Origin of the sequence: Streptomyces sp. NBC_00178, assembly GCF_036206005.1 — a bacterium.
Taxonomy (GTDB): domain Bacteria; phylum Actinomycetota; class Actinomycetes; order Streptomycetales; family Streptomycetaceae; genus Streptomyces.
This window is the reverse complement of record NZ_CP108143.1, coordinates 1,656,281-1,682,738: the sequence shown is the minus strand read 5'-3', so window position 1 is coordinate 1,682,738 and position 26,458 is coordinate 1,656,281. Positions and strand designations below refer to the sequence as shown.

Below are 26,458 nucleotides of genomic sequence, written 5' to 3'. Positions count from 1 at the left end.
CTCGTCCGAGCCCCGCACGGCGGGCGGCGCCGTCACCGGCCGCGCTCCTCCACGTACGCGTTGTACGCCGCCACCTGTGCCCGCCGGGCCACCCGCTCGACCGGACGCAGCGCCTCGCCGCGCGCCGCCATCTCCGACGCGCTCACCGCGCCCCCGTGCCCGTTCTCCTGGGCCACCGAGATCAGCAGCCCCACCCGCTGGGCCAGCTCCAGCACCCTGACCGCCCGCGGCGGATATCCCGGCGCCAGCACCTCACGCCCGCGCTCCGCCCGCGCACGGTAGGCGTCCACCGCGGCCTCGGCGACCGGCCCGGACCCCGCGACGTCCAGCCGGGACAGCACCGCGGTCGCGTCCCGCAGCGCCTCGGCGAGCTCCCGCTCCGCCTCGCCCAGCGACGGCACGTCCGCCGGCGGCGCCTCCCGCACCGGCAGACAGCGCCACACCACCTCGATGTGCAGATCCCCCGGAGGCCCGGCCTCGGTCACCTCGGGCACGAGGCCGAACGGCGCCCCGAACGTGACGACCGCCTCCTCCGCCTCCAGTGCGCGCGCGTTGAAGTCCGGCGGCCCGCTGAGCCCCAGCGGGTGCCCGGGGACGGGCAGCGCGACCCGGAAACCGGTGGCACCCAGCCCTCTCAGCCGGCCGAGCGCCAGCGTGAGCCCGACGGGCCCCGCCTCACCCGGCAGCCCCTCGACGCGGTGCACCGCGTCCTCGCCGACGATCGCGAGCGCGGCGTCGTCGGGCGACGCCAGCCCGGCCAGAAGCGCGTTTCCCCATGCGGCGAGCCGCCCTGAGCGTGGTTCCGAAAGCATGGGAACAGCCTAGGGAACAGCCCCCGGGCCTGAGCACTCCCCGGGTGGCGTAGGTTTTCCCTGGGAGCTGTGCCCGCAGGCACGCGACGATCTCGACACTGTATGGGGAGACAACGCGCCATGAGCGATGTACTGGAGCTGGTGGACGTATCCGTGGTCCGCGACGGACGCGCTCTGGTGGACGACGTCTCGTGGTCGGTCAAGGAGGGCGAGCGCTGGGTCATCCTCGGGCCCAACGGCGCCGGCAAGACCACCCTCCTCAACATCGCCTCCAGCTACCTCTTCCCGAGCACCGGCACCGCCAAGATCCTCGGTGAGCGGCTCGGCGGGGTCGGAACCGACGTCTTCGAGCTCCGCCCCCGCATCGGCATCGCCGGTGTGGCCATGGCCGAAAAGCTCCCCAGGCGCCAGACCGTACTGCAGACGGTGCTCACCGCCGCCTACGGCATGACGGCCACCTGGCACGAGGACTACGAGGCCGTCGACGAGGAGCGCGCCCGCGCCTTCCTCGACCGCCTGGGCATGACCGAGTTCCTCGACCGGAAGTTCGGCACGCTCTCCGAGGGCGAGCGCAAGCGCACCCTCATCGCCCGCGCCATGATGACCGACCCCGAGCTGCTCCTCCTCGACGAGCCCGCGGCCGGACTCGACCTGGGCGGCCGCGAGGACCTGGTCCGCCGCCTCGGCCGGCTGGCGCGTGACCCGTACGCCCCCTCCATGGTCATGGTCACCCACCACGTCGAGGAGATCGCGCCCGGCTTCACCCACGTCCTGATGATCCGTCAGGGCAAGGTGCTGGCCGCCGGCCCCATGGAGACCGAGCTCAGCTCCCGGAACCTCTCCCTCTGTTTCGGCCTGCCGCTCGTCGTCGAACACCACGGCGACCGCTACACCGCCCGCGGACTGCCCCTCGGCCAGTAGTCGCACCACAGCCAACCTCCCCGGCGCCCTGTCGGGGAGGGCACTCGCGGTCCTACGATGACCATGTGGACATCGACGCGTGGGTGTGGTGGCTGATCGGCGCGGTGGGACTGGGCATCCCCCTCGTCCTGACCGCGATGCCCGAGTTCGGGATGTTCGCCGTCGGAGCGGTGGCGGCATCCGTGGTCGCGGCACTCGGCGGCGGCATCGTCGCCCAAGTACTCGTGTTCGTCGTGGTGTCGGTCGCGCTCATCGCGGTCGTACGCTCGATCGCCGCGCGCCAACGGGTGGGGCGTACCACCCACGCCAGCGGCATCGACGCCCTGAAAGGCCGTCAGGCCCTGGTCCTGGAACGGGTGGACGGCGGCGGCGGACGCATCAAGCTCGCCGGCGAGGTCTGGTCGGCACGTTCGCTCGACGGCGACCAGATCTTCGAACCGGGCCGCCAGGTGGACGTCGTGGACATCGACGGCGCAACCGCCGTCGTCATGTGAGCGAACCGGTCACACGGCAGGCCGCAGTCTGCCACACTCGAAGTCGATCATCATGAGAATGCGACCGTCATGAGTGTTCGACCTCGATCACCGCGATCCGTCGGCAACCGAAGGGCACGAGGCACACGATGCAACCGATCATCATCGTCCTGATCATTCTGGTGGTGCTCGTCTTCATCGCCCTGATCAAGACGATCCAGGTCATCCCGCAGGCCAGTGCCGCCATCGTGGAGCGCTTCGGCCGCTACACCCGCACACTCAACGCCGGGCTGAACATCGTCGTCCCGTTCATCGACTCGATCCGCAACCGGATCGACCTCCGCGAACAGGTCGTCCCCTTCCCGCCGCAGCCGGTGATCACCCAGGACAACCTCGTCGTCAACATCGACACCGTCATCTACTACCAGGTGACCGACGCGAGGGCGGCGACCTACGAGGTCGCCAGCTACATCCAGGCGATCGAACAGCTCACCGTCACCACGCTCCGCAACATCATCGGCGGCATGGACCTCGAACGGACCCTGACCTCCCGCGAGGAGATCAACGCCGCGCTGCGCGGAGTCCTCGACGAGGCCACCGGCAAGTGGGGCATCCGCGTCAACCGCGTCGAGCTCAAGGCGATCGAACCGCCCACCTCCATCCAGGACTCGATGGAGAAGCAGATGCGCGCCGACCGCGACAAGCGCGCCGCGATCCTCACCGCCGAAGGCATCAGGCAGTCCGCGATCCTCACCGCCGAGGGCGAGAAGCAGTCCGCGATCCTCCGCGCCGAAGGTGAGGCCAAGGCATCGGCCCTGCGTGCCGAGGGCGAGGCCCAGGCCATCCGCACCGTCTTCGAGTCCATCCACGCGGGGGACCCGGACCAGAAGCTCCTGTCGTACCAGTACCTCCAGATGCTCCCCAAGATCGCCGAGGGCGACGCCAACAAGCTCTGGATCGTGCCCAGCGAGATCGGCGACGCGCTCAAGGGACTCAGCGGCGCGTTCGGCAACCTCGGAGGCAGCACCCCCGGCTTCAACATCGGCGAGCAGCGGCGGGAGCAGCCCCCGGTCGAATGACCGCACGGCCCCTTCGTGCATGATCAGTGAGGCCCCTCGACCTTGATGGCGGGGAGGCGTCACTGACCACCGAAGGAGATGGCTTTGTCCATCTGGGAAATTCTCGCGGTCTTCGCGGCCGGGGTGGGCGCCGGCACGATCAACACCATCGTCGGCTCGGGCACCCTCATCACCTTCCCCGTACTCCTCGCCACGGGCCTGCCCCCCGTGACCGCCACCGTCTCCAACGCGCTGGGCCTGATCCCCGGTTCCATCAGCGGAGCCATCGGCTACCGCAAGGAACTCGCCGGCCAGCGCCGACGCATCCTCAAGCTGAGCGTCGGCGCACTGATCGGCGGCCTCACCGGAGCCACCCTCCTGCTCTCCCTGCCGTCCACCGCGTTCGAGACGATCGTTCCCGTCCTGGTGGGCCTGGCCCTCGTCCTGGTCATCCTGCAGCCCCGCATCAGCAAGGCCGTCCAGCGCAGGCGCGAGACGTCCGGCACCCCGGCCAGGCCCGACGGCGGACCACTGCTGTTCACCGGCCTGATGCTCGCCAGCGTCTACGGGGGCTACTTCACCGCCGCGCAGGGCATCATCTACCTCTCGCTGATGGGCATGCTGCTCGACGACACGATGCAGCGACTCAACGCCGTCAAGAACGTCCTCGCCGCGGTCGTGAACAGCGTCGCCGCGGTGTTCTTCCTCTTCGTCGCCCACTTCGACTGGACAGCCGTCGTGCTCATCGCGACCGGATCGGCGATCGGCGGCCAGATCGGGGCCAAGGTCGGACGCCGCCTCAGCCCGCGGTTCCTCCGGGCGCTCATCGTCGTCGTGGGCAGCGCCGCGATCGTCCAGCTGCTGCTCCGCTGAACGACGCGGGCCCGTTCCCCGGGTCCGAGGGGACGGGCCCCGCCGCCACACGCGGGTCACGGTCCTGCGGACCGTCAGGCCGCGGACCGCGCCAGCCAGTCCGGCAGCGCGGACCGGTCTCCGGCACCCAGCGCCAGCAGCATGGCGTCGGCGGGCGACGGCACGAACGGCTCCCGCAGCAGCGGCATACCCGCCTGCTCCGGGGTACGGGCCGCCTTGCGGTGATTGTCCTCCGCGCACGAGGCCACGGTGTTCAGCCAGGTGTCCTGGCCGCCCTGCGCACGCGGCACGACGTGGTCCACGGTGCTGGCCCGCCGCCCGCAGTACGCGCACCGGTGCTGGTCCCGTATCAGCACCCCCCGTCTGGACCACGGAGCGTGTCTTCGGAACGGCACCCGTACGTACCGGCAGAGCCTGATCACCTGGGGGACCGGAATGTCGACCGCGGCCCCTCGCATACGGAGTCCGGGGTGCGCCTGCTCGACGACGGCCTTGTCCTGCAGGATCAGGACCACCGCACGGTTGAGCGTCACCGTCGACAGCGGCTCGAAGCTCGCGTTGAGCACCAGTGTGTCCCGCATCCTGCCCACCTCCCGTGTGCCGCCCGCCTGTCCGCGGGCCCGGATCAACTCTGGCCGGGCGAGCCGTGAGGGACAACGCAATAAAAAATGCCCTGCCCTGGTCTCTCCAAGACCAGGGCAGGGCAAACAGCGGGTGAAACATCAGCTCGCGGGAGAGGCGTACTCCCCGAGCAGCTGGGCGCGGCCCAGGGTGTGGAAACGCAGGTTGAACCCGACGGCCGCGGGCGGCGTGTCACCGTCCGGCCCGAGCTTCTCCGTGTCCACCGCGTAGACGGTGAACACGTAGCGGTGGTTCTCGCCGGCCGGCGGGGCTGCGCCGCCGAAGTCCTTCGAGCCGTAGTCGTTACGAGCGTGGACGGCCCCGTCCGGCAGCCCTGCGAAACCACCGCTCCCGGCGCCCGCCGGGAGCTCCGTGACCGAGACCGGGATGTCGAAGAGCACCCAGTGCCAGAACCCGCTGCCCGTCGGGGCGTCCGGGTCGAAGCACGTCACGGCGAAGCTCTTGGTCCCCTCGGGGAACCCCTCCCACCGCAACTGCGGTGAGGTGTTCCCCTCCGCGTGCACCTGGGCGTCGGCCAGTACCGCGCCGGGCGCCAGATCCTCGCTCACCACGGTGAACGAGGGGACCTCGGGATGGAAGTCGTGCGGCAGCGGGGCCCTCTTCGGCTCGCTCACGTCAGCACCTCTCCTGATCGGCTGTGCGATGTCCTCCCACCGACCCTAAGGGCTGTCAGAGCCAGTTGCGCTGTCCGCCGACCTGCGCCAGCCATTGGTTGAGGTATGCCGCCCAGTCGGTGCTCTGGTAGTCGTTCAGCCCGACCTTGAACGCGCGGTAGGAGTCGCTGCCCTCGCTGAAGAGCCCCGGCTTCTTGTCCATCTCCAGCACGACGTCCATCTCGCGGTCGTCCGCGACGAAGGTCAGCTCGACCTGGTGCAGGCCCCGGTACTGCTGGGGCGGGAAGAACTCGATCTCCTGGTAGAACGGCAGGCGCTGGCGCGTACCGCGGATGTGCCCGCGCTCCATGTCGGCGCTCCGGAAGCCGAAGCCCAGCTGCCCGAAGGCGTCCAGGATGGCCTGCTGCGCGGGAAGCGGGTGCACGTTGATCGGGTCAAGGTCACCGGAGTCCAGGGCCCGGGCGATCTCCAGCTCGGTCGTCACACCGATGTTCATGCCGCGCAGCTGCTGCCCGCCGAACATGGTGACCGGGGTCTCCCACGGGATCTCCAGGCCGAACGGCACCACGTGCACCGCGCCGGCCTTCGCCTCGAAGGCACCACCCAGGCGCAGCTTGGCGAACTCGATGTCCTGCTTGGTCTCCTGGTCCCCGCCCTCGACCTCGACCCGGGCCTGCAGACCGACGGACAGCCCCTCGATCTGCTGGTCCACGGATCCGCCCTGGATCCGCACCTCGCCCTGGACGACCCCGCCGGGCACGACGTTGACCTCGGTCAGTTCGGTCTCCACCGAAGCACCGCCGGCACCCATGCTCGCGAGCAGCCGCTTGAAGCCCATGTTTTTCCTCCCTAGGTCCTGACACCTACATACGCGCCACGACCGTAGCCGGTTCCCGGGACGGCGATCCCAGTACCCTCGGACGCCACGGGCGGGAACCGCCCGCACCAGCACGACGTGCGACCCCGTTCCGGGGCATGCGTACGTCTGCCCCACCCGCGGCACGACAGGCAGGTCGGCATGGACGTCGGGAATCTCGCCCACCCCGCCGAGGAAGTCGCCCCCAGGCTGCTCGGTGCCGTCCTCACCCATGAGGCGCCCGAGGGAACCGTGAGCATCGCCATCACGGAGACCGAGGCGTACTCCGGTTCGGCGGACCCCGCCTCCCACGCCTACCGAGGCAGGACACCCCGGAACGCCGTCATGTTCGGACCCGCGGGACACCTGTACGTGTACCGGTCCCACGGACTCCACTGGTGCGCCAACGTCGTCACCGGCGCGGAGGGGACCGCCACCGCCGTCCTCATCCGGGCGGGCAGGGTCGTCGAAGGGGAGGACCTGGCCCGGGAGCGCCGGGGCGCGAAGGTCGAGACCGCGCGCCTGGCGCGGGGCCCGGGCAACTTCTGCCAGGCGCTCGGCATCACCGCGGAGCATCAGGGGGCGAACCTCCTGGGCGGCGCCCGGGTCGCACTGTCCGAGGGCGAGCCGGTACCCGCGGCGCTCGTCAGGGCCGGCCCCCGGGTGGGCGTGAGCAAGGCGCACGACTGGCAGCACCGCTTCTACCTGGCCGGCGATCCGACCGTCTCGGCCTACCGGCTGAGCCCGAGGGCCAAGCCGTCCGCGGGAGCCTGAGCCCCCGCGCGCCGAGCCCAGGGGCGCGCGCAGGTGAAGCGACGGGATGCCGGATGCCCGCAAGGGCGGCGCAACTTGACTCTCCCCCACTGTTTCCCTAATGTAGTCCGAGCCGCTTGAGCGGATGCAGGTGTCGGCACGGTCCATCGGACCGGGTCGCAGCATCGTGAGAGGGCCAACCACTACCTACGATTCACCCCTGGCGGGTGCAATTTCGGCATGCCGGAATGTGCCCAACGGCTCGATTATGAGTCGCAGCGGAAATCGGTTAACGTAGTGGCACGCCGAAAGGGAAACGCGAAAGCGAAGAACTGGAAAGCGAAAAGCAGTATCCCGCTTCGACCGGGAATCGGACACAAAAGAGTCTGATAGAGTCGGAAACGCAAGAACGAAGGGAAGCGCCCGGAGGGCCCCGGTGAAACGGGACCGAAGGAAGCGTCCGTTCCTTGAGAACTCAACAGCGTGCCAAAAGTCAACGCCAGATATGTTGATACCCCGGCCTGCATCACGCAGGTTGGTGGTTCCTTTGAAAAGTCCTGCCGGGTCTTCGGATCGGGTAGGCAACAACAGCGAGGACGCTGTGAACAGCCGGTCATATTCCGACCTGGTTGTTCCGCTCTCGTGTTGTGATCCCGATTACGGGAAAACATTCACGGAGAGTTTGATCCTGGCTCAGGACGAACGCTGGCGGCGTGCTTAACACATGCAAGTCGAACGATGAAGCCTTTCGGGGTGGATTAGTGGCGAACGGGTGAGTAACACGTGGGCAATCTGCCCTTCACTCTGGGACAAGCCCTGGAAACGGGGTCTAATACCGGATAACACTCTGTCCCTCATGGGACGGGGTTAAAAGCTCCGGCGGTGAAGGATGAGCCCGCGGCCTATCAGCTTGTTGGTGGGGTAATGGCCTACCAAGGCGACGACGGGTAGCCGGCCTGAGAGGGCGACCGGCCACACTGGGACTGAGACACGGCCCAGACTCCTACGGGAGGCAGCAGTGGGGAATATTGCACAATGGGCGAAAGCCTGATGCAGCGACGCCGCGTGAGGGATGACGGCCTTCGGGTTGTAAACCTCTTTCAGCAGGGAAGAAGCGAAAGTGACGGTACCTGCAGAAGAAGCGCCGGCTAACTACGTGCCAGCAGCCGCGGTAATACGTAGGGCGCAAGCGTTGTCCGGAATTATTGGGCGTAAAGAGCTCGTAGGCGGCTTGTCACGTCGGATGTGAAAGCTCGGGGCTTAACCCCGAGTCTGCATTCGATACGGGCTAGCTAGAGTGTGGTAGGGGAGATCGGAATTCCTGGTGTAGCGGTGAAATGCGCAGATATCAGGAGGAACACCGGTGGCGAAGGCGGATCTCTGGGCCATTACTGACGCTGAGGAGCGAAAGCGTGGGGAGCGAACAGGATTAGATACCCTGGTAGTCCACGCCGTAAACGTTGGGAACTAGGTGTTGGCGACATTCCACGTCGTCGGTGCCGCAGCTAACGCATTAAGTTCCCCGCCTGGGGAGTACGGCCGCAAGGCTAAAACTCAAAGGAATTGACGGGGGCCCGCACAAGCAGCGGAGCATGTGGCTTAATTCGACGCAACGCGAAGAACCTTACCAAGGCTTGACATATACCGGAAAGCATCAGAGATGGTGCCCCCCTTGTGGTCGGTATACAGGTGGTGCATGGCTGTCGTCAGCTCGTGTCGTGAGATGTTGGGTTAAGTCCCGCAACGAGCGCAACCCTTGTTCTGTGTTGCCAGCATGCCCTTCGGGGTGATGGGGACTCACAGGAGACTGCCGGGGTCAACTCGGAGGAAGGTGGGGACGACGTCAAGTCATCATGCCCCTTATGTCTTGGGCTGCACACGTGCTACAATGGCCGGTACAATGAGCTGCGATGCCGCGAGGCGGAGCGAATCTCAAAAAGCCGGTCTCAGTTCGGATTGGGGTCTGCAACTCGACCCCATGAAGTCGGAGTTGCTAGTAATCGCAGATCAGCATTGCTGCGGTGAATACGTTCCCGGGCCTTGTACACACCGCCCGTCACGTCACGAAAGTCGGTAACACCCGAAGCCGGTGGCCCAACCCCTTGTGGGAGGGAGCTGTCGAAGGTGGGACTGGCGATTGGGACGAAGTCGTAACAAGGTAGCCGTACCGGAAGGTGCGGCTGGATCACCTCCTTTCTAAGGAGCACTTCTTGTCAGCTTCGGCTGACCAGAGGCCAGTACATCGGCGAATGTTCGATGCTGGTTGCTCATGGGTGGAACGTTGACTATTCGGCACGATCGGCAAGTTGTTGTGAGTACTGCTTCGGCGTGGAAAACAGGAACGGGTTGGTCGGGTCGGGCACGCTGTTGGGTATCTGAAGGTTCGGCCGTCATGGTCGCCTTCGGTTGCCGGCCCCAGTGCACTCACCTGTAAGGGTGGGGTGATGGGTGGCTGGTCGTTGTTTGAGAACTGCACAGTGGACGCGAGCATCTGTGGCCAAGTTTTTAAGGGCGCACGGTGGATGCCTTGGCACCAGGAACCGATGAAGGACGTGGGAGGCCACGATAGTCCCCGGGGAGCTGTCAACCAAGCTTTGATCCGGGGGTTTCCGAATGGGGAAACCCGGCAGTCGTCATGGGCTGTCACCCGCTGCTGAACACATAGGCAGTGTGGAGGGAACGCGGGGAAGTGAAACATCTCAGTACCCGCAGGAAGAGAAAACAACCGTGATTCCGGGAGTAGTGGCGAGCGAAACTGGATGAGGCCAAACCGTATGCGTGTGATACCCGGCAGGGGTTGCGCATGCGGGGTTGTGGGAGTTCTCTTGATCAATCTGCCGGTTGGTCGACGAGTCAGAAACCGTTGGTGTAGGCGAAGGACATGCGAAAGGTCCGGCGTAGAGGGTAAGACCCCCGTAGCTGAAACATCAACGGCTCGTTTGAGAACCACCCAAGTAGCACGGGGCCCGAGAAATCCCGTGTGAATCTGGCGGGACCACCCGCTAAGCCTAAATATTCCCTGGTGACCGATAGCGGATAGTACCGTGAGGGAATGGTGAAAAGTACCGCGGGAGCGGAGTGAAATAGTACCTGAAACCGTGTGCCTACAAGCCGTGGGAGCGTCGCGCATCGAGCTTGCTCGGTGCGTCGTGACTGCGTGCCTTTTGAAGAATGAGCCTGCGAGTTAGCGGTGTGTAGCGAGGTTAACCCGTGTGGGGAAGCCGTAGCGAAAGCGAGTCCGAATAGGGCGATTGAGTTGCACGCTCTAGACCCGAAGCGGAGTGATCTAGCCATGGGCAGGTTGAAGCGGAGGTAAGACTTCGTGGAGGACCGAACCCACCAGGGTTGAAAACCTGGGGGATGACCTGTGGTTAGGGGTGAAAGGCCAATCAAACTCCGTGATAGCTGGTTCTCCCCGAAATGCATTTAGGTGCAGCGTCGTGTGTTTCTTGCCGGAGGTAGAGCACTGGATAGGCGATGGGCCCTACCGGGTTACTGACCTTAGCCAAACTCCGAATGCCGGTAAGTGAGAGCACGGCAGTGAGACTGTGGGGGATAAGCTCCATGGTCGAGAGGGAAACAGCCCAGAGCATCGACTAAGGCCCCTAAGCGTACGCTAAGTGGGAAAGGATGTGGAGTCGCAGAGACAACCAGGAGGTTGGCTTAGAAGCAGCCACCCTTGAAAGAGTGCGTAATAGCTCACTGGTCAAGTGATTCCGCGCCGACAATGTAGCGGGGCTCAAGCGTACCGCCGAAGTCGTGTCATTCACACATATAGGGCCAACGCCTGTGTGGATGGGTAGGGGAGCGTCGTGTGCCGGGTGAAGCAGCCGCGGAAGCGAGTTGTGGACGGTTCACGAGTGAGAATGCAGGCATGAGTAGCGATACACACGTGAGAAACGTGTGCGCCGATTGACTAAGGGTTCCTGGGTCAAGCTGATCTGCCCAGGGTAAGTCGGGACCTAAGGCGAGGCCGACAGGCGTAGTCGATGGACAACCGGTTGATATTCCGGTACCCGCTTTGAAACGCCCAATACTGAATCAGGCGATGCTAAGTCCGTGAAGCCGGCCTGATCTCTTCGGAGTTGAGGGTAGTGGTGGAGCCGACGAACCAGACTTGTACTAGGTAAGCGATGGGGTGACGCAGGAAGGTAGTCCAACCCGGGCGATGGTTGTTCCCGGGGTAAGGGTGTAGGCCGTGTGGTAGGTAAATCCGTCACACATTAAGGCTGAGACCTGATGCCGAGCCGATTGTGGTGAAGTGGATGATCCTATGCTGTCGAGAAAAGCCTCTAGCGAGTTTCATGGCGGCCCGTACCCTAAACCGACTCAGGTAGTCAGGTAGAGAATACCGAGGCGTTCGGGTGAACTATGGTTAAGGAACTCGGCAAAATGCCCCCGTAACTTCGGGAGAAGGGGGGCCATCACTGGTGAGGGAACTTGCTTCCTGAGCTGGGGGTGGCCGCAGAGACCAGCGAGAAGCGACTGTTTACTAAAAACACAGGTCCGTGCGAAGCCGTAAGGCGATGTATACGGACTGACGCCTGCCCGGTGCTGGAACGTTAAGGGGACCGGTTAGTGCACTTTCGGGTGTGCGAAGCTGAGAACTTAAGCGCCAGTAAACGGCGGTGGTAACTATAACCATCCTAAGGTAGCGAAATTCCTTGTCGGGTAAGTTCCGACCTGCACGAATGGCGTAACGACTTCTCGACTGTCTCAACCATAGGCCCGGTGAAATTGCACTACGAGTAAAGATGCTCGTTTCGCGCAGCAGGACGGAAAGACCCCGGGACCTTTACTATAGTTTGATATTGGTGTTCGGTTCGGCTTGTGTAGGATAGGTGGGAGACTTTGAAGCAGCCACGCCAGTGGTTGTGGAGTCGCCGTTGAAATACCACTCTGGTCGTGCTGGATGTCTAACCTGGGTCCGTGATCCGGATCAGGGACAGTGTCTGATGGGTAGTTTAACTGGGGCGGTTGCCTCCTAAAGAGTAACGGAGGCGCCCAAAGGTTCCCTCAGCCTGGTTGGCAATCAGGTGTTGAGTGTAAGTGCACAAGGGAGCTTGACTGTGAGACCGACGGGTCGAGCAGGGACGAAAGTCGGGACTAGTGATCCGGCAGTGGCTTGTGGAAGCGCTGTCGCTCAACGGATAAAAGGTACCCCGGGGATAACAGGCTGATCTTCCCCAAGAGTCCATATCGACGGGATGGTTTGGCACCTCGATGTCGGCTCGTCGCATCCTGGGGCTGGAGTCGGTCCCAAGGGTTGGGCTGTTCGCCCATTAAAGCGGTACGCGAGCTGGGTTTAGAACGTCGTGAGACAGTTCGGTCCCTATCCGCTGTGCGCGTAGGAATATTGAGAAGGGCTGTCCCTAGTACGAGAGGACCGGGACGGACGAACCTCTGGTGTGCCAGTTGTCCTGCCAAGGGCATGGCTGGTTGGCTACGTTCGGAAAGGATAACCGCTGAAAGCATCTAAGCGGGAAGCCTGCTTCAAGATGAGTATTCCCACCACCTTGAGTGGTTAAGGCTCCCAGTAGACGACTGGGTTGATAGGCCAGATGTGGAAGCCCGGTAACGGGTGGAGCTGACTGGTACTAATAGGCCGAGGGCTTGTCCTCAGTTGCTCGCGTCCACTGTGTTGTTCCCAGGCCACGAACAGTCGTGCTGGTTGAACAGTTTCACTAATTAATTGAAAAGTGTGCTTGTTCGCTAAGTGCCGATCTCCGCATTGCGGAGTGGCCGATAGTGTTTCGGTGGTCATTGCGTTAGGGAAACGCCCGGTTACATTCCGAACCCGGAAGCTAAGCCTTTCAGCGCCGATGGTACTGCAGGGGGGACCCTGTGGGAGAGTAGGACGCCGCCGAACAATCTTTCAAGGACCCTTGGTCCCAGCGTTCATGCTGGGACCAAGGGTCCTTTTGTTTTTCCGAAGCGCGTCGGATGGTCGACTGCGCGAGAATGCTTGTGGTACCCGATGACAGGAGTCACCCCAATGTCCACCAACTCTTCCGACGACCGTCCGGAGCGCGAGCCGCGTCGCCGGGACGGTGGTGAGAGGGGCGGCTTCCGAGGCGGCCGTGACGACCGTTCGTCCGCGCCTCGACGAGACAACGACCGCGGCCCGCGTCGTGACGACAACCGTGGTGGCAGCACCGGCGGTGGTTTCCGTCGTGACGACAACCGTGGTGGCAGCACCGGCGGTGGTTTCCGTCGTGATGATCGTGCTCCGCGTCGTGAGGACGACCGTGGTGGATTCCGCGGTGGTCAGCGCGATGACCGTGGTGGCCGTCCCGCCGGCGGTTTCGACCGCCGCGACGACCGCCCCCGCGGCCCCCGCCGCGATGACGACCGCCCCGGCGGCTTCCGTCGTGACGACAGCCGCGGTGGCGGTACCGGCGGTGGTTTCCGTCGTGATGATCGTGCTCCGCGTCGTGAGGACGACCGTGGTGGATTCCGCGGTGGTCAGCGCGATGACCGTGGTGGCCGTCCCGCCGGCGGTTTCGACCGCCGCGACGACCGCCCCCGCGGCCCCCGCCGCGACGATGACCGGCCCGGTGGTTTCCGCCGTGACGACAACCGTGGCGGCAGCACCGGTGGCGGCTTCCGCCGTGACGACAACCGTGGCGGCAGCACCGGTGGCGGCTTCCGCCGTGACGACAACCGTGGCGGCAGCACGGGTGGCGGCTTCCGCCGCGACGACAGCCGCGGCGGCGGTACCGGCGGTGGCTTCCGGCGGGACGACAGCCGCGGTGGCGGTTTCGATCGCCGGGATGACAGCCCGCGTGGCCCGCGTCGTGAGGACGACCGCCCCGGTGGTTTCCGTCGTGACGACAACCGTGGTGGCGGCACCGGTGGCGGCTTCCGCCGCGATGACCGTGACCGCGGCCCGCGTCGTGAGGATGACCGTGGTGGATATCGCGGTGGTCAGCGTGATGACCGTGGTGGCCGTCCCGCCGGCGGTTTCGACCGCCGCGACGACCGCCCCCGCGGTCCCCGCCGCGATGACGACCGCCCCGGTGGTTTCCGCCGTGACGACAACCGTGGCGGCAGCACCGGTGGCGGCTTCCGCCGCGACGACCGTGACCGCGGCCCGCGTCGTGAGGACGACCGGCCGAGCACCTTCCGCCGTGATGATCGTGCTCCGCGTCGTGAGGACGACCGTGGTGGATTCCGCGGTGGTCAGCGTGATGACCGTGGTGGCCGTCCCGCCGGCGGTTTCGACCGCCGCGACGACCGCCCCCGTGGCCCCCGCCGCGACGATGACCGGCCCGGTGGTTTCCGCCGTGACGACAGCCGCGGTGGCAGTGGTGGTGGTTTCCGCCGTGACGACCGTGGCGACCGTGGTCCGCGTCGTGACAACGACCGTGGTGGCGACCGCGGTGGCTACCGGGGCCGTGACGACCGTGGTGGTTACCAGGGCCGCGACGACCGGGACCGTGAGCCCGTCAAGCGGCTCCCGATCCCCGACGACGTCACCGGACACGAGATCGACAAGGACGTACGGCAGGAGCTCATGAGCCTGCCGAAGACCCTCGCCGAGGACGTGGCGCGGAACCTCGTCATGGTCGCTCGGCTGATCGACGACGACCCGGACCAGGCGTACGCCTACTCCCGCATCGCGCTGCGGCTGGCATCGAGGGTCGCCGCCGTTCGTGAGGCCGCGGGCTTCGCCGCCTACGCCACGCAGAAGTACGCCGAGGCCCTGGCCGAGTTCCGCGCTTCGCGGCGCATGACCGGGTCCGTCGAGCTGTGGCCCGTCATGGCCGACTGCGAGCGCGGCCTCGGACGTCCCGAGCGGGCGATGGCCATGGCCGGTGAACCCGAGGTGCAGAAGCTGGACAAGGCCGGACAGGTCGAGATGCGCCTGGTCGCCGCCGGCGCACGGCGGGACATGGGACAGATCGACGCGGCCATCGTCACGCTGCAGGGTCCCGAACTCGCCTCCAACGCGGTCCACTCGTGGACTCCGCGCCTGCGGTACGCCTACGCCGACGCACTGCTCGAAGCGGGCCGCGAGGACGAGGCCCGTGAGTGGTTCGGCAAGGCCCTGGAGGCGGACAAGGACGGTGCGACCGACGCGTCCGACCGCCTGGCCGAGCTGGACGGTGTGGAGTTCGTCGACGCGCTCGGAGATGACGACGACGAGCGGCCCGTCCCGACGGCCGGCGCCGGCGAGCACGAGGCGGCCGAGCGGGAAGCCGATCTTGACGACGACGACGACGACGCGGACGACCAGTACACGGACGAGCGCGAAGACGAGACCGACCTCGAGGACGACGACGAGGACGACGACGAGGACGACGCGGACGGCTCCGCGAAGGTCTGATCCCGCCTGAGGCGCGGATGAAGGGCGGCACCCGGTGGGTGCCGCCCTTTCGTGCGTTCAGGGCCGTGCGGAGCCGGGCTCCGCGCATGCGCGCGGCCCGCGCGTCAGTCGGTGCCGAGGCTCCGCAGAACCAGGCCCGTGGCCGGCTTCGGCCCGAACGACGTCGACTTGCGCGGCATGGTGACACCCTGTCGGGCCAGATGCCGGACGACTTCCTCGCGTACCGGATGCATCAGCACCGCCGTCGCGTTGTGCCGTTCCGCCTGCTCGACCACCGCCGCGGTGTCGTGGATGTAGGCGATGTGCTGCGGGTCGTCGGGGATGCCCCAGACCTCGTCCAGGAGTGTGGAGTGCAGCACCGTCGCGTCCAGGGTCCGCCAGGCGGCCGGCCGGTCCGCGCGGATCGTGCGGGCCAGCAGACGTGCGTCGGGCCGGTCGGCCAGGTGGAAGCGGCCGTCGCCCGCCAGCAGAAACGCGTTTCCCTCCGACGCGGCCTCCGCGAGGGCGTCGAGCGCCCCGGGGAGGGGCAGGTCGAGGGTGCGGACGCGGAAGCGGCCGGCGAGTGCTTCGAGTGCCCGGTCGACCGGGAACCGGTGCAGCAGCCGGTGGATGGCGCGGACGCGCAGCGGGTAGCGGGCCGTGTCGACCAGCAGCACGAGACCGAAGTCCCAGGGGCCCGGGGTCGATCGCTCCCGTTGCAGCCGCAGGTAGGTGGCCCAGCGGTGGTGTCCGTCGGCGATCAGTGCCTGGCGGCGGGAGAGGTCGGACTCGATGCGGGCCCGTTCGCCGGGGTCCGGGACGGCCCAGAGGCGGTGGCCGAACCCGTCCTCGGTGGTCGTGTCGAGCAGGGGCGGACGTTCCGCGACCCGCTCGATGACGGCCGCCGCGCCGTCCGGCCCGTCGTCGCCGCCCGCGTAACTGAGCAGCAGGGGTTCGAGGTGCGCCGCCACGGTCCGCATGAGGTCGGCGCGGTCCTCGACGATGTCGGCCATCACGTCCTCGTGCGGCATGACGATGCCCTCGGAAGCGGGGGACAGCGCGAGGGCGCCGATCACACCGCGCTGGAGGATGTCACCGGAGCGCTGCTCGTAGACGTAGAGCACGGGTTCCGGGTCCGGTGCGAGCACGCCTTCCGCGAGCCACTTCTTCAGGGTCGCGGCGGCCTGCCGGTGGCGTTCGGCGGCCGTGCCGGCCTGCGGGAGGATCAGCCGCACGATGTTGTGCGGGTCCGCGGACTCGAGGTGGTGCAGCCCGTCGGGCCGCACGACGACGTCGTACGGCGGCGAGGTCACCGCCGCCAGGCTGCCGACCCGGTCGGGGACGTACCGCAGTCCGCGGAAGGGGGTCAGCCGCAGTCCCCTGCCGGCGGCGGGCCCGGATGTGTTCATTTGTGCATCGTATGTGCGCTCCCGCGATGCGCGATGATCGGGGGAGAAGCATGGAAAGAGGAGCGCAGGCATATGAGTCAGCAGTACAGGTCCCGGCCGCTCGGGAGCAGCGAGGCGCTCAACGAGGCGTACGACACCGCTCTGCTCGATCTGGACGGTGTGGTGTACGCGGGCGGGCATGCGATCGCCCACGCGGTCGACTCGCTGGCCGCGGCCCGGGAGGGCGGCATGCGGCTGGCGTACGTGACGAACAACGCCCTGCGGACACCGGACGCCGTGGCCGCGCACCTGACGGAGCTCGGGGTGCCCGCCGAGCCCGCCGACGTCATCACGTCCGCGCAGGCGGTGGCCCGGCTGATGGCCGATCAGCTTCCGTCCGGGGCGCGGGTGCTCGTGGTCGGGGGTGAGGGACTGCGCGTCGCCCTGCGGGAGCGCGGCCTCGTACCGGTGGAGTCCGCCGACGACGAGCCCGTCGCCGTCGCGCAGGGATACGGCGGGCCCGACCTTCCGTGGGGCCGGTTCGCGGAGGCGGCCTACGCGATCGCGGGCGGGGCCGTGTGGTTCGCGTCCAACACGGACCTGACGATCCCGAGCGCCAGGGGCATCGCGCCGGGCAACGGCGCCGCCGTCGAGGTGGTGCGCATCGCGACCGGGGCCGAGCCGCAGGTGGCCGGCAAGCCGCTGCCCCCGATGCACCGCGAGACGGTGCTGCGGACCGGGGCCGAGCGGCCCCTGGTGGTGGGGGACCGGCTGGACACGGACATCGAGGGGGCGTTCAACGGCGGCGTGGACTCGCTGCTCGTCCTCACCGGGGTGACCGACGCCGCGCACCTGCTCGCGGCCGAACCCAGGTACCGGCCGACCTACGTGGACCGGGACCTGCGCGGCCTGCTGACCGGCCAGCCCGAGGTGTCGCCGGAGGGGGAGGGGTTCCGCTGCGGCGGCTGGACGGCCCTGGTGCGCGGGGAGGTGCTCGCGCTGGAGGGCGGCGGCGACCCCGTGGACGGGCTGCGGGCCCTGTGCGCGGCCGCGTGGACGCATGCCGGGGGCGGCGCGTGCGGACTGGATTGGGCCGAGGCCGTGGCGGAACTGGACCTCTAGCTCCTTGCACCGGACGGCGCCCGGGGCTCCTGGCAGCCCCGGACCCGGTGCGCCACCACAGAGTTGGCCCAGCGGGAGGATAGGCTAACCTAACCACGTGTTGGTCGAGAGTCCCCCCGAATCGAGTCCCGGTTCCGCAGCCGCGCCGGACACGTCCGGGCGCGCCCGGCGCCATGCGTTCCGCGCCGCCGGTCTCCTGGTGTCCGTGGGCGTCCTGGTGCTGGTGTGCCTCGCGAGTGTCGCGGTCGGCGCGAAGGCCCTGCCGCTCTCCGACGTGTGGCACGGCCTGTTCCACTACTCCGGGACGAACGGCGACGTCCTCGTCCGGGACGTGAGAGTCCCGCGCACCGTGCTCGGGCTGATCGTCGGGGCCGCACTCGGACTCGCCGGGGCGGTGATGCAGGCGCTGACCCGCAACCCCCTCGCCGAGCCGGGACTCCTCGGCGTCAACGCGGGCGCGGCCGCTGCCGTCGTCTCGGCCATCAGCTTCTTCGGCGTCACATCCCTGACGGGATACGTCTGGTTCGCGTTCGGCGGCGCCGCGCTGGTGTCCGTGGCCGTGTACCTCCTCGGCGGCAGCCGGTCCGCGAACCCCGTACGGCTGGCACTCGCCGGCACGGCCGTCACCGCGGCGCTGTACGGCTACGTCAACGCCGTGCAACTGCTCGACTCGGCGGCCCTGGACCGGCTGCGCTTCTGGACCGTCGGTTCGCTGGCCTCCGCCGACACGGAGACGGTCGGCAAGGTGTGGCCGTTCATCGCGGCCGGCGTGGTGCTGTCGCTGCTCATCGCCCGGCCGCTCAACGCCCTTGAGATGGGCGACGACACCGCCAGGGCGCTCGGGGCCCACCTGACCCGGACCCGCGTCCTCGCCATGGTGTCCGTCACCCTGCTCTGCGGGGCCGCGACCGCCGCCTGCGGCCCGATCGTCTTCATCGGGCTGATGATCCCGCATCTCGTCCGCACCATCACCGGGCCCGACATGCGGTGGATCCTGCCGTACGCGGCCGTCCTCGCGCCCGTGCTGCTGCTCGGCGCCGACGTCGTCGGCCGGGTCGCCGCCCGGCCCTCCGAACTGCAGGTCGGCATCGTCACCGCGCTGCTCGGCGGACCCGTCTTCATCCATCTCGTACGACGCAAGAGGATGGCCCAGCTGTGAAGGCCGCGCAGGACACCACCAGGACGGTCCACGCCGTGCGGACGGCCGGCGGGTTCTCCTTCCGGGTGGACGCCCGGACCTTCGCGGTGATCGCGCTGGTCCTCGCGGTGGCGGCCTTCGCGGCCGTGGTGCTCATCGGAAGCGGCGACTACCCGATGTCCCCCGGCGAGGTCGTCACCACGCTCTTCGGCAACGGCACCTTCCAGCAGGAGTTCATCGTCACGGAACTGCGGCTGCCGAGGGTCCTGGTCGGGCTCCTCGTCGGCGCCGCGCTCGGTGCCGGCGGGGCCGTCTTCCAGAGCGTCTCCCGCAACCCGCTCGGCAGCCCCGACGTCCTCGGCTTCGGGCAGGGATCCGCGGTCGGCGCCCTCGCAGTGATCGTGCTCTTCCACGGCGGCCCCACCGAGGTCGCCGCGGGGGCCGTCGCCGGTGGCCTGCTGACCGGGGTGGCCGTGTACCTCCTCGCCTGGAAGCGCGGCGTGCACGGCTACCGGCTCGTGCTCGTCGGCATCGGCGCCGCCGCCATGCTCACCGCCGCGATCCACTACCTGATCACCAAGGCCAACCTCGTCGACGCCACCCGTGCCGTCGTCTGGATGACCGGCTCCCTGGACGGCAGGGACTGGGCCCAGGTGTGGCCGCTGCTCGCCGTCTGCTGCGCGCTGCTCCCGGTGATCCTCGGACACGGCCGGGCGCTCCGCATGATCGAGATGGGCGACGACGCGGCGCACGCGCTGGGCGTGAAGGTGGAGCGCACCAGGGTCGTCCTGCTCGGCTGCGCCGTCCTGCTCGTCGCCGTCGCGACCGCCGCCGCCGGCCCCATCGTCTTCGTGTCGCTGAGCGCCCCGCAGGTCGCCCGGCGGCTGACCCGCGCCCCCGGGCCCAACCTGGCCGCGGCGGCCGGCACCGGAGCGGCCCTGCTCCTCGTCGCCGACTGGACGGCGATGAACGCCTTCGGGGACCGCCGGCTCCCCGTGGGCGTGGTCACCGGCGTGCTCGGCGGCTGCTACCTGCTGTGGCTGCTGGTGTCCGAGCGCCGGGCGGGACGCATATGAGACCGGGCACGCCGGACCCCTCGCAGACCACGCCCACCGAATCCGGGAGTACGACCATGCAGCGCCTCACCGCAGACTCGGTGACCCTCGGCTACGACCAGCGGGTCATCGCCGAGAACCTCTCGGTGGAGATACCCGACCACTCGTTCACGGTCGTCGTCGGCCCCAACGCCTGCGGCAAGTCGACCCTGCTGCGCGCACTGTCCCGGATGCTGAAGCCGAGCAGCGGGGACGTCCTGCTGGACGGGGAGTCCATCCACCGGCTGCCCGCGAAGAAGGTCGCGAGGACGCTGGGCCTGCTGCCCCAGTCCTCCATCGCCCCCGACGGCATCACCGTCGCCGACCTCGTCTCGCGCGGGCGCTATCCCCACCAGGGACTGCTGCGCCAGTGGTCGCCCGAGGACGAGCGGATCGTGAAGGAGTCCATGGAGTCCACCGGTGTCGGTGAACTCGCCGACCGGTACGTCGACGAGCTCTCCGGCGGCCAGCGCCAGCGCGTCTGGATCGCCATGGCGCTCGCCCAGCAGACCCCGCTGCTGCTGCTCGACGAGCCGACGACGTATCTCGACATCCAGCACCAGATCGACGTGCTCGACCTCTGTGCCGAACTGCACGAGACGCGGGGGCGGACCCTGGTCGCCGTCCTGCACGACCTCAACCACGCCGCCCGCTACGCCACCCACCTCATCGCCATGCGCGGAGGGAAGGTCGTCGCCGAGGGGGCGCCCGGTGACATCGTCACGGCGGAACTCGTCGAGGAGGTGTTCGGGATGAGGTGCCAGGTCATCGACGACCCGGAGACGGGGACGCCGCTGGTGGTGCCGGCGGCCCGCAGGAAGCGCACCGGGGCCGCCGCCTGACGCCCGGACGCCCCCGGTCCGGAGCGCCGGCTCGAGCTTCAGAGCATCGACTTGAGCTTCAGCAGATCGCGGAAGCCCGCCTCCAGCCGCACCCGGCCGGACGCCCAGGCCTTGGCGAAGTTGAGCCGGCCGTCGACCATGGCGACCAGGTCGTCACCGGTCATCGCGAGCCGGATCTCGGCCTTCTCCCGGGGCGGGCCGTCGAGGGTGTCCACGACCTGGATACGCCCGTGCGCCAGCCGCCCGGTGAACGTCACGTCGAGATCCCTGATGTGGCAGCTCAGCGAGCGGTCGAGGTCGGCGGCGCCGCGCACGTCGCCGTCCGCGCCCGCCAGATTGCCGGAAAGTGTGTCGAGTGCGCTGCGGCACTCCTCCATGGTCGCCATCGTCACCGACGGTACACCGGCCCTTCGGGGTAGCGTTCCCGCATGAGCGACTGGATGCCGGGGCCGGACACGGCACAGCGGGCCGAGGCGGGCGGCGCGGCCGCACGGCCCGCCCCGCCCGACGCGGCCCCGTACGACCCCGCCCCGCCCGAGCCGCTGGGCGTCGCGCGGACCCCGACGGGTCACGCCGGCGTGGACGCGCGGCTGGAGCGGCTGGCCGACGCCGACCACCTCGCCGCCGACGGCCACACCGAGGTGTACGAGGATGTACACCGTGGGCTGCGCGAAGAGCTGACGGCTCTGGACGCCGCCCCCGCACCGACGCCCGCGCACGACATCAGGAGCTGAACCGAACGTGGCAGGAGTGGCACGTCGCCGCCTCGACGCCGAGCTGGTACGCCGCAAGCTCGCCCGCTCGCGTGAGCACGCGAGCCAGCTGATCGCGGCGGGGCGGGTGACCGTCGGCGGCACCACGGCGACCAAACCGGCGACCCAGGTCGAGACCAGTGCCGCCGTCGTCGTCGTCAAGGACGACAGCGATCCCGAGTACGTCTCGCGGGGAGGCCACAAACTCGCGGGCGCCATCGCCGCCTTCGCACCCCTCGGGCTGCGCGTCGAGGGGCGGCGGGCGCTGGACGCCGGGGCCTCGACCGGCGGGTTCACGGACGTCCTGCTGCGGGCGGGAGCCGCTCACGTCGTCGCCGTCGACGTCGGGTACGGCCAGCTCGCCTGGTCGCTCCAGTCGGATGAACGCGTCACCGTCAAGGACCGTACCAACGTACGGGAGCTGACGCTGGAGCAGATCGACGGGAAGGCGGTGGACCTGGTGGTCGGGGATCTCTCGTTCATCCCGCTCGGCCTGGTGCTGCCCGCCCTCGCGCGCTGCGCGGCCCCCGACGCCGATCTGGTGCTCATGGTCAAGCCGCAGTTCGAGGTGGGCAAGGAGCGCCTCGGCACCGGCGGTGTGGTCCGCAGCCCCGAGCTGCGGGCCGAAGCGGTACGCGAGGTGGCGCGCAGGGCCGGACTCCTCGGCCTCGGCGTCCAGGGGGTGACGGCGAGCCCGCTGCCCGGGCCGTCGGGAAATGTCGAATACTTTCTGTGGCTGCGGGCCGGCGCACCTGAGCTGGATCCCGCGGACGTCGACCGTGCAGTGGCGGAGGGGCCCCGTTGACGACGCATGCGGCACAAGCCGGTAACCCGGAACGAACTGTCTTCCTGCTCGCGCATACCGGCCGCCCCGCGGCCGTCCGCAGCGCCGAGCTCGTCGTCCAGGGCCTGCTGCGCAGCGGCCTCGGCGTCCGCGTGCTGGCCGCGGAGGCCGAGGACCTCCCGCTGCCGGCCTCCGTGGAGACCGTCACGGCCGCCGCGCCGGCCGCGGTGGACGGCTGCGAGCTGCTGATCGTCCTCGGCGGGGACGGGACGCTGCTGCGCGGGGCCGAGATCTCCCGCGCCTCCGGCGTCCCCATGCTCGGCGTCAACCTCGGACGGGTGGGATTCCTGGCCGAGGCCGAGCGCGACGACCTGGACCAGGTCGTCGACCGGGTCGTCACCCGGGCCTACAAGGTCGAGGAGCGGATGACGCTCGACGTCGCCGTGCGCAGCAACGGTGAGATCGTGCACACCGACTGGGCGCTCAACGAGGCCGCGGTGCAGAAGGTCTCGCCCGAGCGGATGCTTGAGGTCGTCCTGGAGATCGACGGCCGGCCGGTGACCGGCTTCGGCTGCGACGGGATCGTCTGCGCCACCCCGACGGGATCGACCGCGTACGCCTTCTCGGCGGGCGGCCCCGTCGTCTGGCCCGAGGTCGAGGCCCTGCTCATGGTGCCGATCGGGGCGCACGCGCTGTTCGCCAAGCCGCTGGTGACCTCGCCCGACTCGGTGCTGGCCGTGGAGGTCCAGCAGCACACTCCGCACGGCGTGCTGTGGTGCGACGGGCGCCGGACCGTCGAGCTGCCCGCCGGGGCCAGGGTCGAGGTGCGGCGCGGCGCCGTGCCCGTGCGGCTCGCGCGGCTCCACCAGGCGTCGTTCACCGACCGCCTGGTGGCCAAGTTCGCGCTGCCCGTGCAGGGCTGGCGGGGCGCTCCGCACTGATCTTCGGGCCCGCCGCTCACACCCGCGTGAGTGAACCGGTCACCGGGGTCCGTCGCACACCGGGCTCCGGACCTCGTAAGGTCATGTCCGTGTTGGAGGAGATGCGGATACGGTCGCTCGGAGTCATCGACGACGCGGTGGTGGAGCTGTCACCCGGTTTCACCGCCGTGACGGGCGAGACCGGCGCGGGCAAAACCATGGTCGTCACCAGCCTCGGGCTGCTGCTCGGCGGCCGCGCCGACCCCGCCCTGGTGCGGATCGGTGCCAAGGCCGCGGTCGTCGAGGGGCGCATCACCGTGTCCCCGGGCGACGCGGCGGCGGTGCGGGCCGAGGAGGCCGGGGCCGAGATCGAGGACGGCGCGCTGCTCGTGAGCCGTACCGTCTCGGCGGAAGGGCGCTCCCGCGCCCACCTGGGCGGCAGATCGGTGCCCGTCGGCGTCCTGGCCGAACTCGCCGACGAGCTCGTCGCCGTGCACGGCCAGACCGACCAGCAGGGCCTGCTCAAGCCGGCCAGGCAGCGCCAGGCCCTGGACCGCTACGCGGGCGGCGGTGTCGACGTGCCGCAGGCCAAGTACTCCGACGCCTACCGGCGGCTGCGCGCGGCCGTCACGGAGCTCGACGAGCTGACCACCCGGGCCAGGGAGCGGGCGCAGGAGGCGGATCTGCTGCGCTTCGGCCTCGACGAGGTCGCCGCGGTGGAGCCGCTGCCCGGCGAGGACACCGAACTCGCCGCCGAGGCCGAACGGCTCGGCCACGCCGAGGCCCTGGCGTCCGCGGCCGCCCTGGCACACGCGGCGCTGGCCGGGAACCCGGAGGACCAGGAGGGCGTGGACGCCACCACGGTCGTCGCCGCCGCCGGACGCTCCCTGGACGCCGTGCGGGCGCACGATCCCGCGCTCGCCGCGCTGGCCGACCGGATCGGCGAGATCTCGATCCTGCTCGCCGACGTCGCCGGAGAGCTGGCCGGCTACGCCGACCAGCTGGACGCCGACCCGCTGCGGCTCGCCGCGGTGGAGGAGCGCAGGGCCGCGCTGGCCGCGCTCACCCGCAAGTACGGCGAGGACATCACCGCCGTACTCGCCTGGGCGCAGGAAGGCGCCGCCCGGCTCACCGAGCTGGAGGGCGACGACGACAGGATCGGGGAACTGACGGCGGAGCGCGACGCGCTGCGCGGTGAACTCTCCGCCCTCGGGCAGGAGCTGAGCGACGCCCGGACGGAGGCCGCCGCGCGCTTCGCCGCCGCCGTGACCCAGGAGCTGGCGTCGCTCGCGATGCCGCACGCCCGGGTCTCGTTCGCCATCCGGCAGACCGAGGCAGCGGACGAGGCGTCCGGCATCGACGTGGGCGGCCGGAGCGTGCTCTACGGGCCGTCCGGCGCCGACGAGGTGGAGCTGCTGCTCGCCCCCCACCCCGGTGCGCAGCCCCGGCCGATCGCCAAGGGCGCGTCCGGCGGTGAGCTGTCCAGGGTGATGCTCGCCGTGGAGGTGGTCTTCGCGGGCTCCGACCCGGTGCCGACCTATCTCTTCGACGAGGTCGACGCGGGTGTCGGCGGCAAGGCGGCCGTCGAGGTCGGCCGGCGGCTGGCGAAACTCGCCAGGTCCGCGCAGGTCGTCGTCGTCACCCACCTGCCGCAGGTGGCGGCCTTCGCCGACCGCCAGTTGCTGGTCGAGAAGACCGTGGACGGATCGGTGACCAGCAGCGGCGTCACGGTACTGGAGGGCGAGGACCGCGTCAGGGAGCTGTCCCGGATGCTGGCCGGCCAGGAGGACTCGGAGACGGCACGCGCCCACGCCGAGGAGCTCCTGGAGACCGCGCGCGCCGACGGCTGAGAGACCGGCGGACGTCAGTTCCGGGCCGCCCGTCTCACTCGTAGGAGTGAGACGGGCGGCCCGTCTCGGGGGAGACGGCGGGAGCAACGTTTCATCGGTCCCGGAACGTGCGTACGGACTGGCATCCTTGGCGCTGTACCTTCCACCGACTCGGGAGCTCCGGGAGCCGATCAACGTGTCACAGCTGCGTACGGTCCAAGTCCTCGGCGGTGGTGCCGGAAGCAGCGCTCACGTCAGTTCGCTCGCCGCCGGTCTCATCGCCCGGGGGGTCCAGGTCACCGTCTGCGCCCCCGCCGGCGCGGGACGCGCCCACGGCCTCCCCGCGACCGGCGCCCGCTTCGTCGCGGTGCCCCGGCGCAGTGACCCCGCCGCCGTCGCCGCCCTCCGCACCGCCTGCACCGGTGCGGACATCGTCCACGCCCACGGCCTGCACGCCGCCGTGCGCGCGGCGATCGCCGTCAGCGGACGCGGCACACCGCTCGTGATGACCTGGCACTCCCGCGTCCACGCCGAGGGCACCCACGGCCGGCTGCTGCGCCTGCTGGAGCGAAGGGCCGCGCGGGCCGCGGCCGTCGTCCTCGGCACGTCGTGGGAGCTGGTCGACCGCGCCCGCCGGCGTGGCGCCCGGGATGCCCGGCTCGCCCCGGCGGCCGTCCCGGCGAGTCCCTTCGGGGACACGGCGGACGCCGACAAGACGCGGGCCGAACTGGGCGCCGTGGGACGGCCTTTCCTCGTCTCCGTCATCCAGGACGGAGACGGCACGCTGCTGGACGCCGCTCGTGCGTGGCAGGCGCTGGACCCCGTGCCCCTGCTGGTGGTCGTGGGCGAGGACACCTGGTCCGGGGCGCTGCGGCGCCGGATCGCGGACGAGGGCCTGCCCGTCGTCCTCGCGGACGGCCGGGAGGACATCGGCGCGCTCCTCGCCGCCGCCGACGTGGCCGTGCTCCCGGACCGCGGCGACGCCGGGGCACTGCTCGCCCGGGAGGCGCTGCGCCGCGGTGTCCCCCTGGTCGCGGCCCGCGGCCACGGTCTGCCCGAACTCGTCGGCGACGCCGCCGCGTTCGTGCCGCCCGGGGACGCGCCGGCCCTGGCGGCCGGCGTCGTACGCCTCCTCGGCGACGCGGAGCGGCGCCAGCGGCTCGTCGACGCCGGGCGCGCGCAGGCCGCGGGCTGGCCGACCGAGGACGACACCATCGCCCACGTCCTGTCCGTGTACGACGAACTGGCCCAGCCGTCGGCCACCGTCCGGGCGTGAGCC

22 protein-coding genes and 3 rRNA genes are annotated in these 26,458 nt (G+C 69.2%); 18 read left to right on the top strand and 7 right to left on the bottom strand.

Features of this window, described 5'->3' with window-relative positions; genetic code table 11:
* Nucleotides 1-32 precede the first annotated feature (32 nt).
* Complete coding sequence (locus OHT61_RS07195; RefSeq protein WP_329036064.1) at nt 33-812, bottom strand: hypothetical protein; 780 nt, start codon at nt 810-812, stop codon at nt 33-35.
* A gap of 120 nt (nt 813-932) precedes the next feature.
* On the opposite strand from OHT61_RS07195, the gene OHT61_RS07190 reads away from it, so the two are divergent.
* From OHT61_RS07190 to OHT61_RS07175, 4 genes are all read left to right on the top strand, one after another.
* Nucleotides 933-1,733, top strand: a complete 801-nt coding sequence (locus OHT61_RS07190; RefSeq protein WP_329036063.1) for an ABC transporter ATP-binding protein — start codon at nt 933-935, stop codon at nt 1,731-1,733.
* A 65-nt stretch (nt 1,734-1,798) separates the two neighbouring features.
* Nucleotides 1,799-2,227: an NfeD family protein gene (locus OHT61_RS07185; protein ID WP_329036062.1), complete on the top strand. Its 429-nt coding sequence runs from the start codon at nt 1,799-1,801 to the stop codon at nt 2,225-2,227.
* 128 nt (nt 2,228-2,355) lie between these two features.
* A complete protein-coding gene (locus OHT61_RS07180) occupies nt 2,356-3,285 on the top strand; it encodes an SPFH domain-containing protein (RefSeq protein WP_329036061.1) in 930 nt (309 codons plus the stop codon).
* A 78-nt stretch (nt 3,286-3,363) separates the two neighbouring features.
* Nucleotides 3,364-4,137, top strand: coding sequence for a sulfite exporter TauE/SafE family protein (locus tag OHT61_RS07175; protein WP_329036059.1), 774 nt, complete (start codon nt 3,364-3,366; stop codon nt 4,135-4,137).
* Nucleotides 4,138-4,211: 74 nt separating this feature from the next.
* Here OHT61_RS07175 and OHT61_RS07170 read toward each other — a convergent pair whose 3' ends face one another.
* The 3 genes from OHT61_RS07170 to OHT61_RS07160 all read right to left on the bottom strand — a co-directional run bounded on the left by OHT61_RS07170 (nt 4,212) and on the right by OHT61_RS07160 (nt 6,231).
* Complete coding sequence (locus OHT61_RS07170; protein WP_329036057.1) at nt 4,212-4,718, bottom strand: HNH endonuclease; 507 nt, start codon at nt 4,716-4,718, stop codon at nt 4,212-4,214.
* Nucleotides 4,719-4,859: 141 nt separating this feature from the next.
* Nucleotides 4,860-5,393 carry a YbhB/YbcL family Raf kinase inhibitor-like protein gene (locus tag OHT61_RS07165; RefSeq protein ID WP_329036056.1) on the bottom strand — a complete coding sequence of 178 codons (534 nt, stop codon included), beginning with the start codon at nt 5,391-5,393 and terminating at the stop codon, nt 4,860-4,862.
* A 55-nt stretch (nt 5,394-5,448) separates the two neighbouring features.
* Entirely contained in the window at nt 5,449-6,231 is a 783-nt protein-coding gene (locus OHT61_RS07160) for a sporulation protein (protein ID WP_329036054.1), read from the bottom strand.
* Nucleotides 6,232-6,411: 180 nt separating this feature from the next.
* On the opposite strand from OHT61_RS07160, the gene OHT61_RS07155 reads away from it, so the two are divergent.
* The 4 genes from OHT61_RS07155 (at nt 6,412) to rrf (ending at nt 12,871) form a co-directional block, all read left to right on the top strand.
* The gene (locus OHT61_RS07155) at nt 6,412-7,023 is read left to right on the top strand and encodes a DNA-3-methyladenine glycosylase (RefSeq protein ID WP_329036053.1); all 612 of its coding nucleotides are present in this window, start codon (nt 6,412-6,414) and stop codon (nt 7,021-7,023) included.
* Between the two features lie 649 nt (nt 7,024-7,672).
* A 16S ribosomal RNA gene (locus tag OHT61_RS07150) occupies nt 7,673-9,198 on the top strand.
* Nucleotides 9,199-9,497: 299 nt separating this feature from the next.
* Nucleotides 9,498-12,623: ribosomal RNA gene (locus tag OHT61_RS07145) — 23S ribosomal RNA — on the top strand.
* 131 nt (nt 12,624-12,754) lie between these two features.
* Nucleotides 12,755-12,871, top strand: a 5S ribosomal RNA gene (gene rrf / locus OHT61_RS07140).
* The 16S, 23S and 5S rRNA genes sit together here, the layout of an rRNA operon.
* A 6-nt stretch (nt 12,872-12,877) precedes the next feature.
* Here rrf and OHT61_RS32485 read toward each other — a convergent pair.
* A complete protein-coding gene (locus OHT61_RS32485; RefSeq protein ID WP_443049369.1) occupies nt 12,878-14,488 on the bottom strand; it encodes a hypothetical protein in 1,611 nt (536 codons plus the stop codon).
* 30 nt (nt 14,489-14,518) lie between these two features.
* Here OHT61_RS32485 and OHT61_RS07130 point away from each other — a divergent pair, with 30 nt between their 5' ends.
* Nucleotides 14,519-15,331, top strand: a complete 813-nt coding sequence (locus tag OHT61_RS07130) for a hypothetical protein (protein WP_329043134.1) — start codon at nt 14,519-14,521, stop codon at nt 15,329-15,331.
* Nucleotides 15,332-15,435: 104 nt separating this feature from the next.
* On the opposite strand, the gene OHT61_RS07125 is transcribed toward OHT61_RS07130, so the two are convergent.
* Entirely contained in the window at nt 15,436-16,719 is a 1,284-nt protein-coding gene (locus OHT61_RS07125) for a DUF1015 domain-containing protein (RefSeq protein ID WP_329036051.1), read from the bottom strand.
* A gap of 72 nt (nt 16,720-16,791) precedes the next feature.
* Here OHT61_RS07125 and OHT61_RS07120 point away from each other — a divergent pair, with 72 nt between their 5' ends.
* The 4 genes from OHT61_RS07120 to OHT61_RS07105 all read left to right on the top strand — a co-directional run bounded on the left by OHT61_RS07120 (nt 16,792) and on the right by OHT61_RS07105 (nt 20,894).
* Entirely contained in the window at nt 16,792-17,820 is a 1,029-nt protein-coding gene (locus OHT61_RS07120) for an HAD hydrolase-like protein (RefSeq protein ID WP_329036049.1), read from the top strand.
* A gap of 199 nt (nt 17,821-18,019) precedes the next feature.
* Nucleotides 18,020-18,979 (top strand): FecCD family ABC transporter permease, encoded by a 960-nt coding sequence (locus OHT61_RS07115; protein WP_329043132.1) that lies wholly within the window; start codon nt 18,020-18,022, stop codon nt 18,977-18,979.
* Nucleotides 18,976-20,034 carry a FecCD family ABC transporter permease gene (locus tag OHT61_RS07110; protein WP_329036047.1) on the top strand — a complete coding sequence of 353 codons (1,059 nt, stop codon included), beginning with the start codon at nt 18,976-18,978 and terminating at the stop codon, nt 20,032-20,034. The genes OHT61_RS07115 and OHT61_RS07110 overlap by 4 nt, the downstream gene beginning before the upstream one ends.
* Before the next feature lie 56 nt (nt 20,035-20,090).
* A complete protein-coding gene (locus OHT61_RS07105) occupies nt 20,091-20,894 on the top strand; it encodes an ABC transporter ATP-binding protein (protein ID WP_329036044.1) in 804 nt (267 codons plus the stop codon).
* 38 nt (nt 20,895-20,932) lie between these two features.
* Here the strand turns inward: OHT61_RS07105 and OHT61_RS07100 are convergent, their stop codons facing one another.
* The gene (locus OHT61_RS07100; RefSeq protein ID WP_327120030.1) at nt 20,933-21,280 is read right to left on the bottom strand and encodes an SCP2 sterol-binding domain-containing protein; all 348 of its coding nucleotides are present in this window, start codon (nt 21,278-21,280) and stop codon (nt 20,933-20,935) included.
* Nucleotides 21,281-21,322: 42 nt separating this feature from the next.
* On the opposite strand from OHT61_RS07100, the gene OHT61_RS07095 reads away from it, so the two are divergent.
* From OHT61_RS07095 to OHT61_RS07075, 5 genes are all read left to right on the top strand, one after another.
* Nucleotides 21,323-21,628: a hypothetical protein gene (locus tag OHT61_RS07095; protein ID WP_443049368.1), complete on the top strand. Its 306-nt coding sequence runs from the start codon at nt 21,323-21,325 to the stop codon at nt 21,626-21,628.
* A gap of 7 nt (nt 21,629-21,635) precedes the next feature.
* Nucleotides 21,636-22,451: a TlyA family RNA methyltransferase gene (locus tag OHT61_RS07090; protein WP_329036041.1), complete on the top strand. Its 816-nt coding sequence runs from the start codon at nt 21,636-21,638 to the stop codon at nt 22,449-22,451.
* Nucleotides 22,448-23,371 (top strand): NAD kinase, encoded by a 924-nt coding sequence (locus OHT61_RS07085; protein ID WP_329036039.1) that lies wholly within the window; start codon nt 22,448-22,450, stop codon nt 23,369-23,371. Before OHT61_RS07090 ends, OHT61_RS07085 begins: the two co-directional genes overlap by 4 nt.
* 83 nt (nt 23,372-23,454) lie before the next feature.
* Complete coding sequence (gene recN / locus OHT61_RS07080; protein ID WP_329036038.1) at nt 23,455-25,200, top strand: DNA repair protein RecN; 1,746 nt, start codon at nt 23,455-23,457, stop codon at nt 25,198-25,200.
* Between the two features lie 175 nt (nt 25,201-25,375).
* On the top strand, nt 25,376-26,455 hold the full coding sequence (locus OHT61_RS07075) for a glycosyltransferase family 4 protein (protein WP_329036037.1): 1,080 nt from the start codon (nt 25,376-25,378) through the stop codon (nt 26,453-26,455).
* The last annotated feature ends 3 nt before the right edge of the window (nt 26,456-26,458 follow it).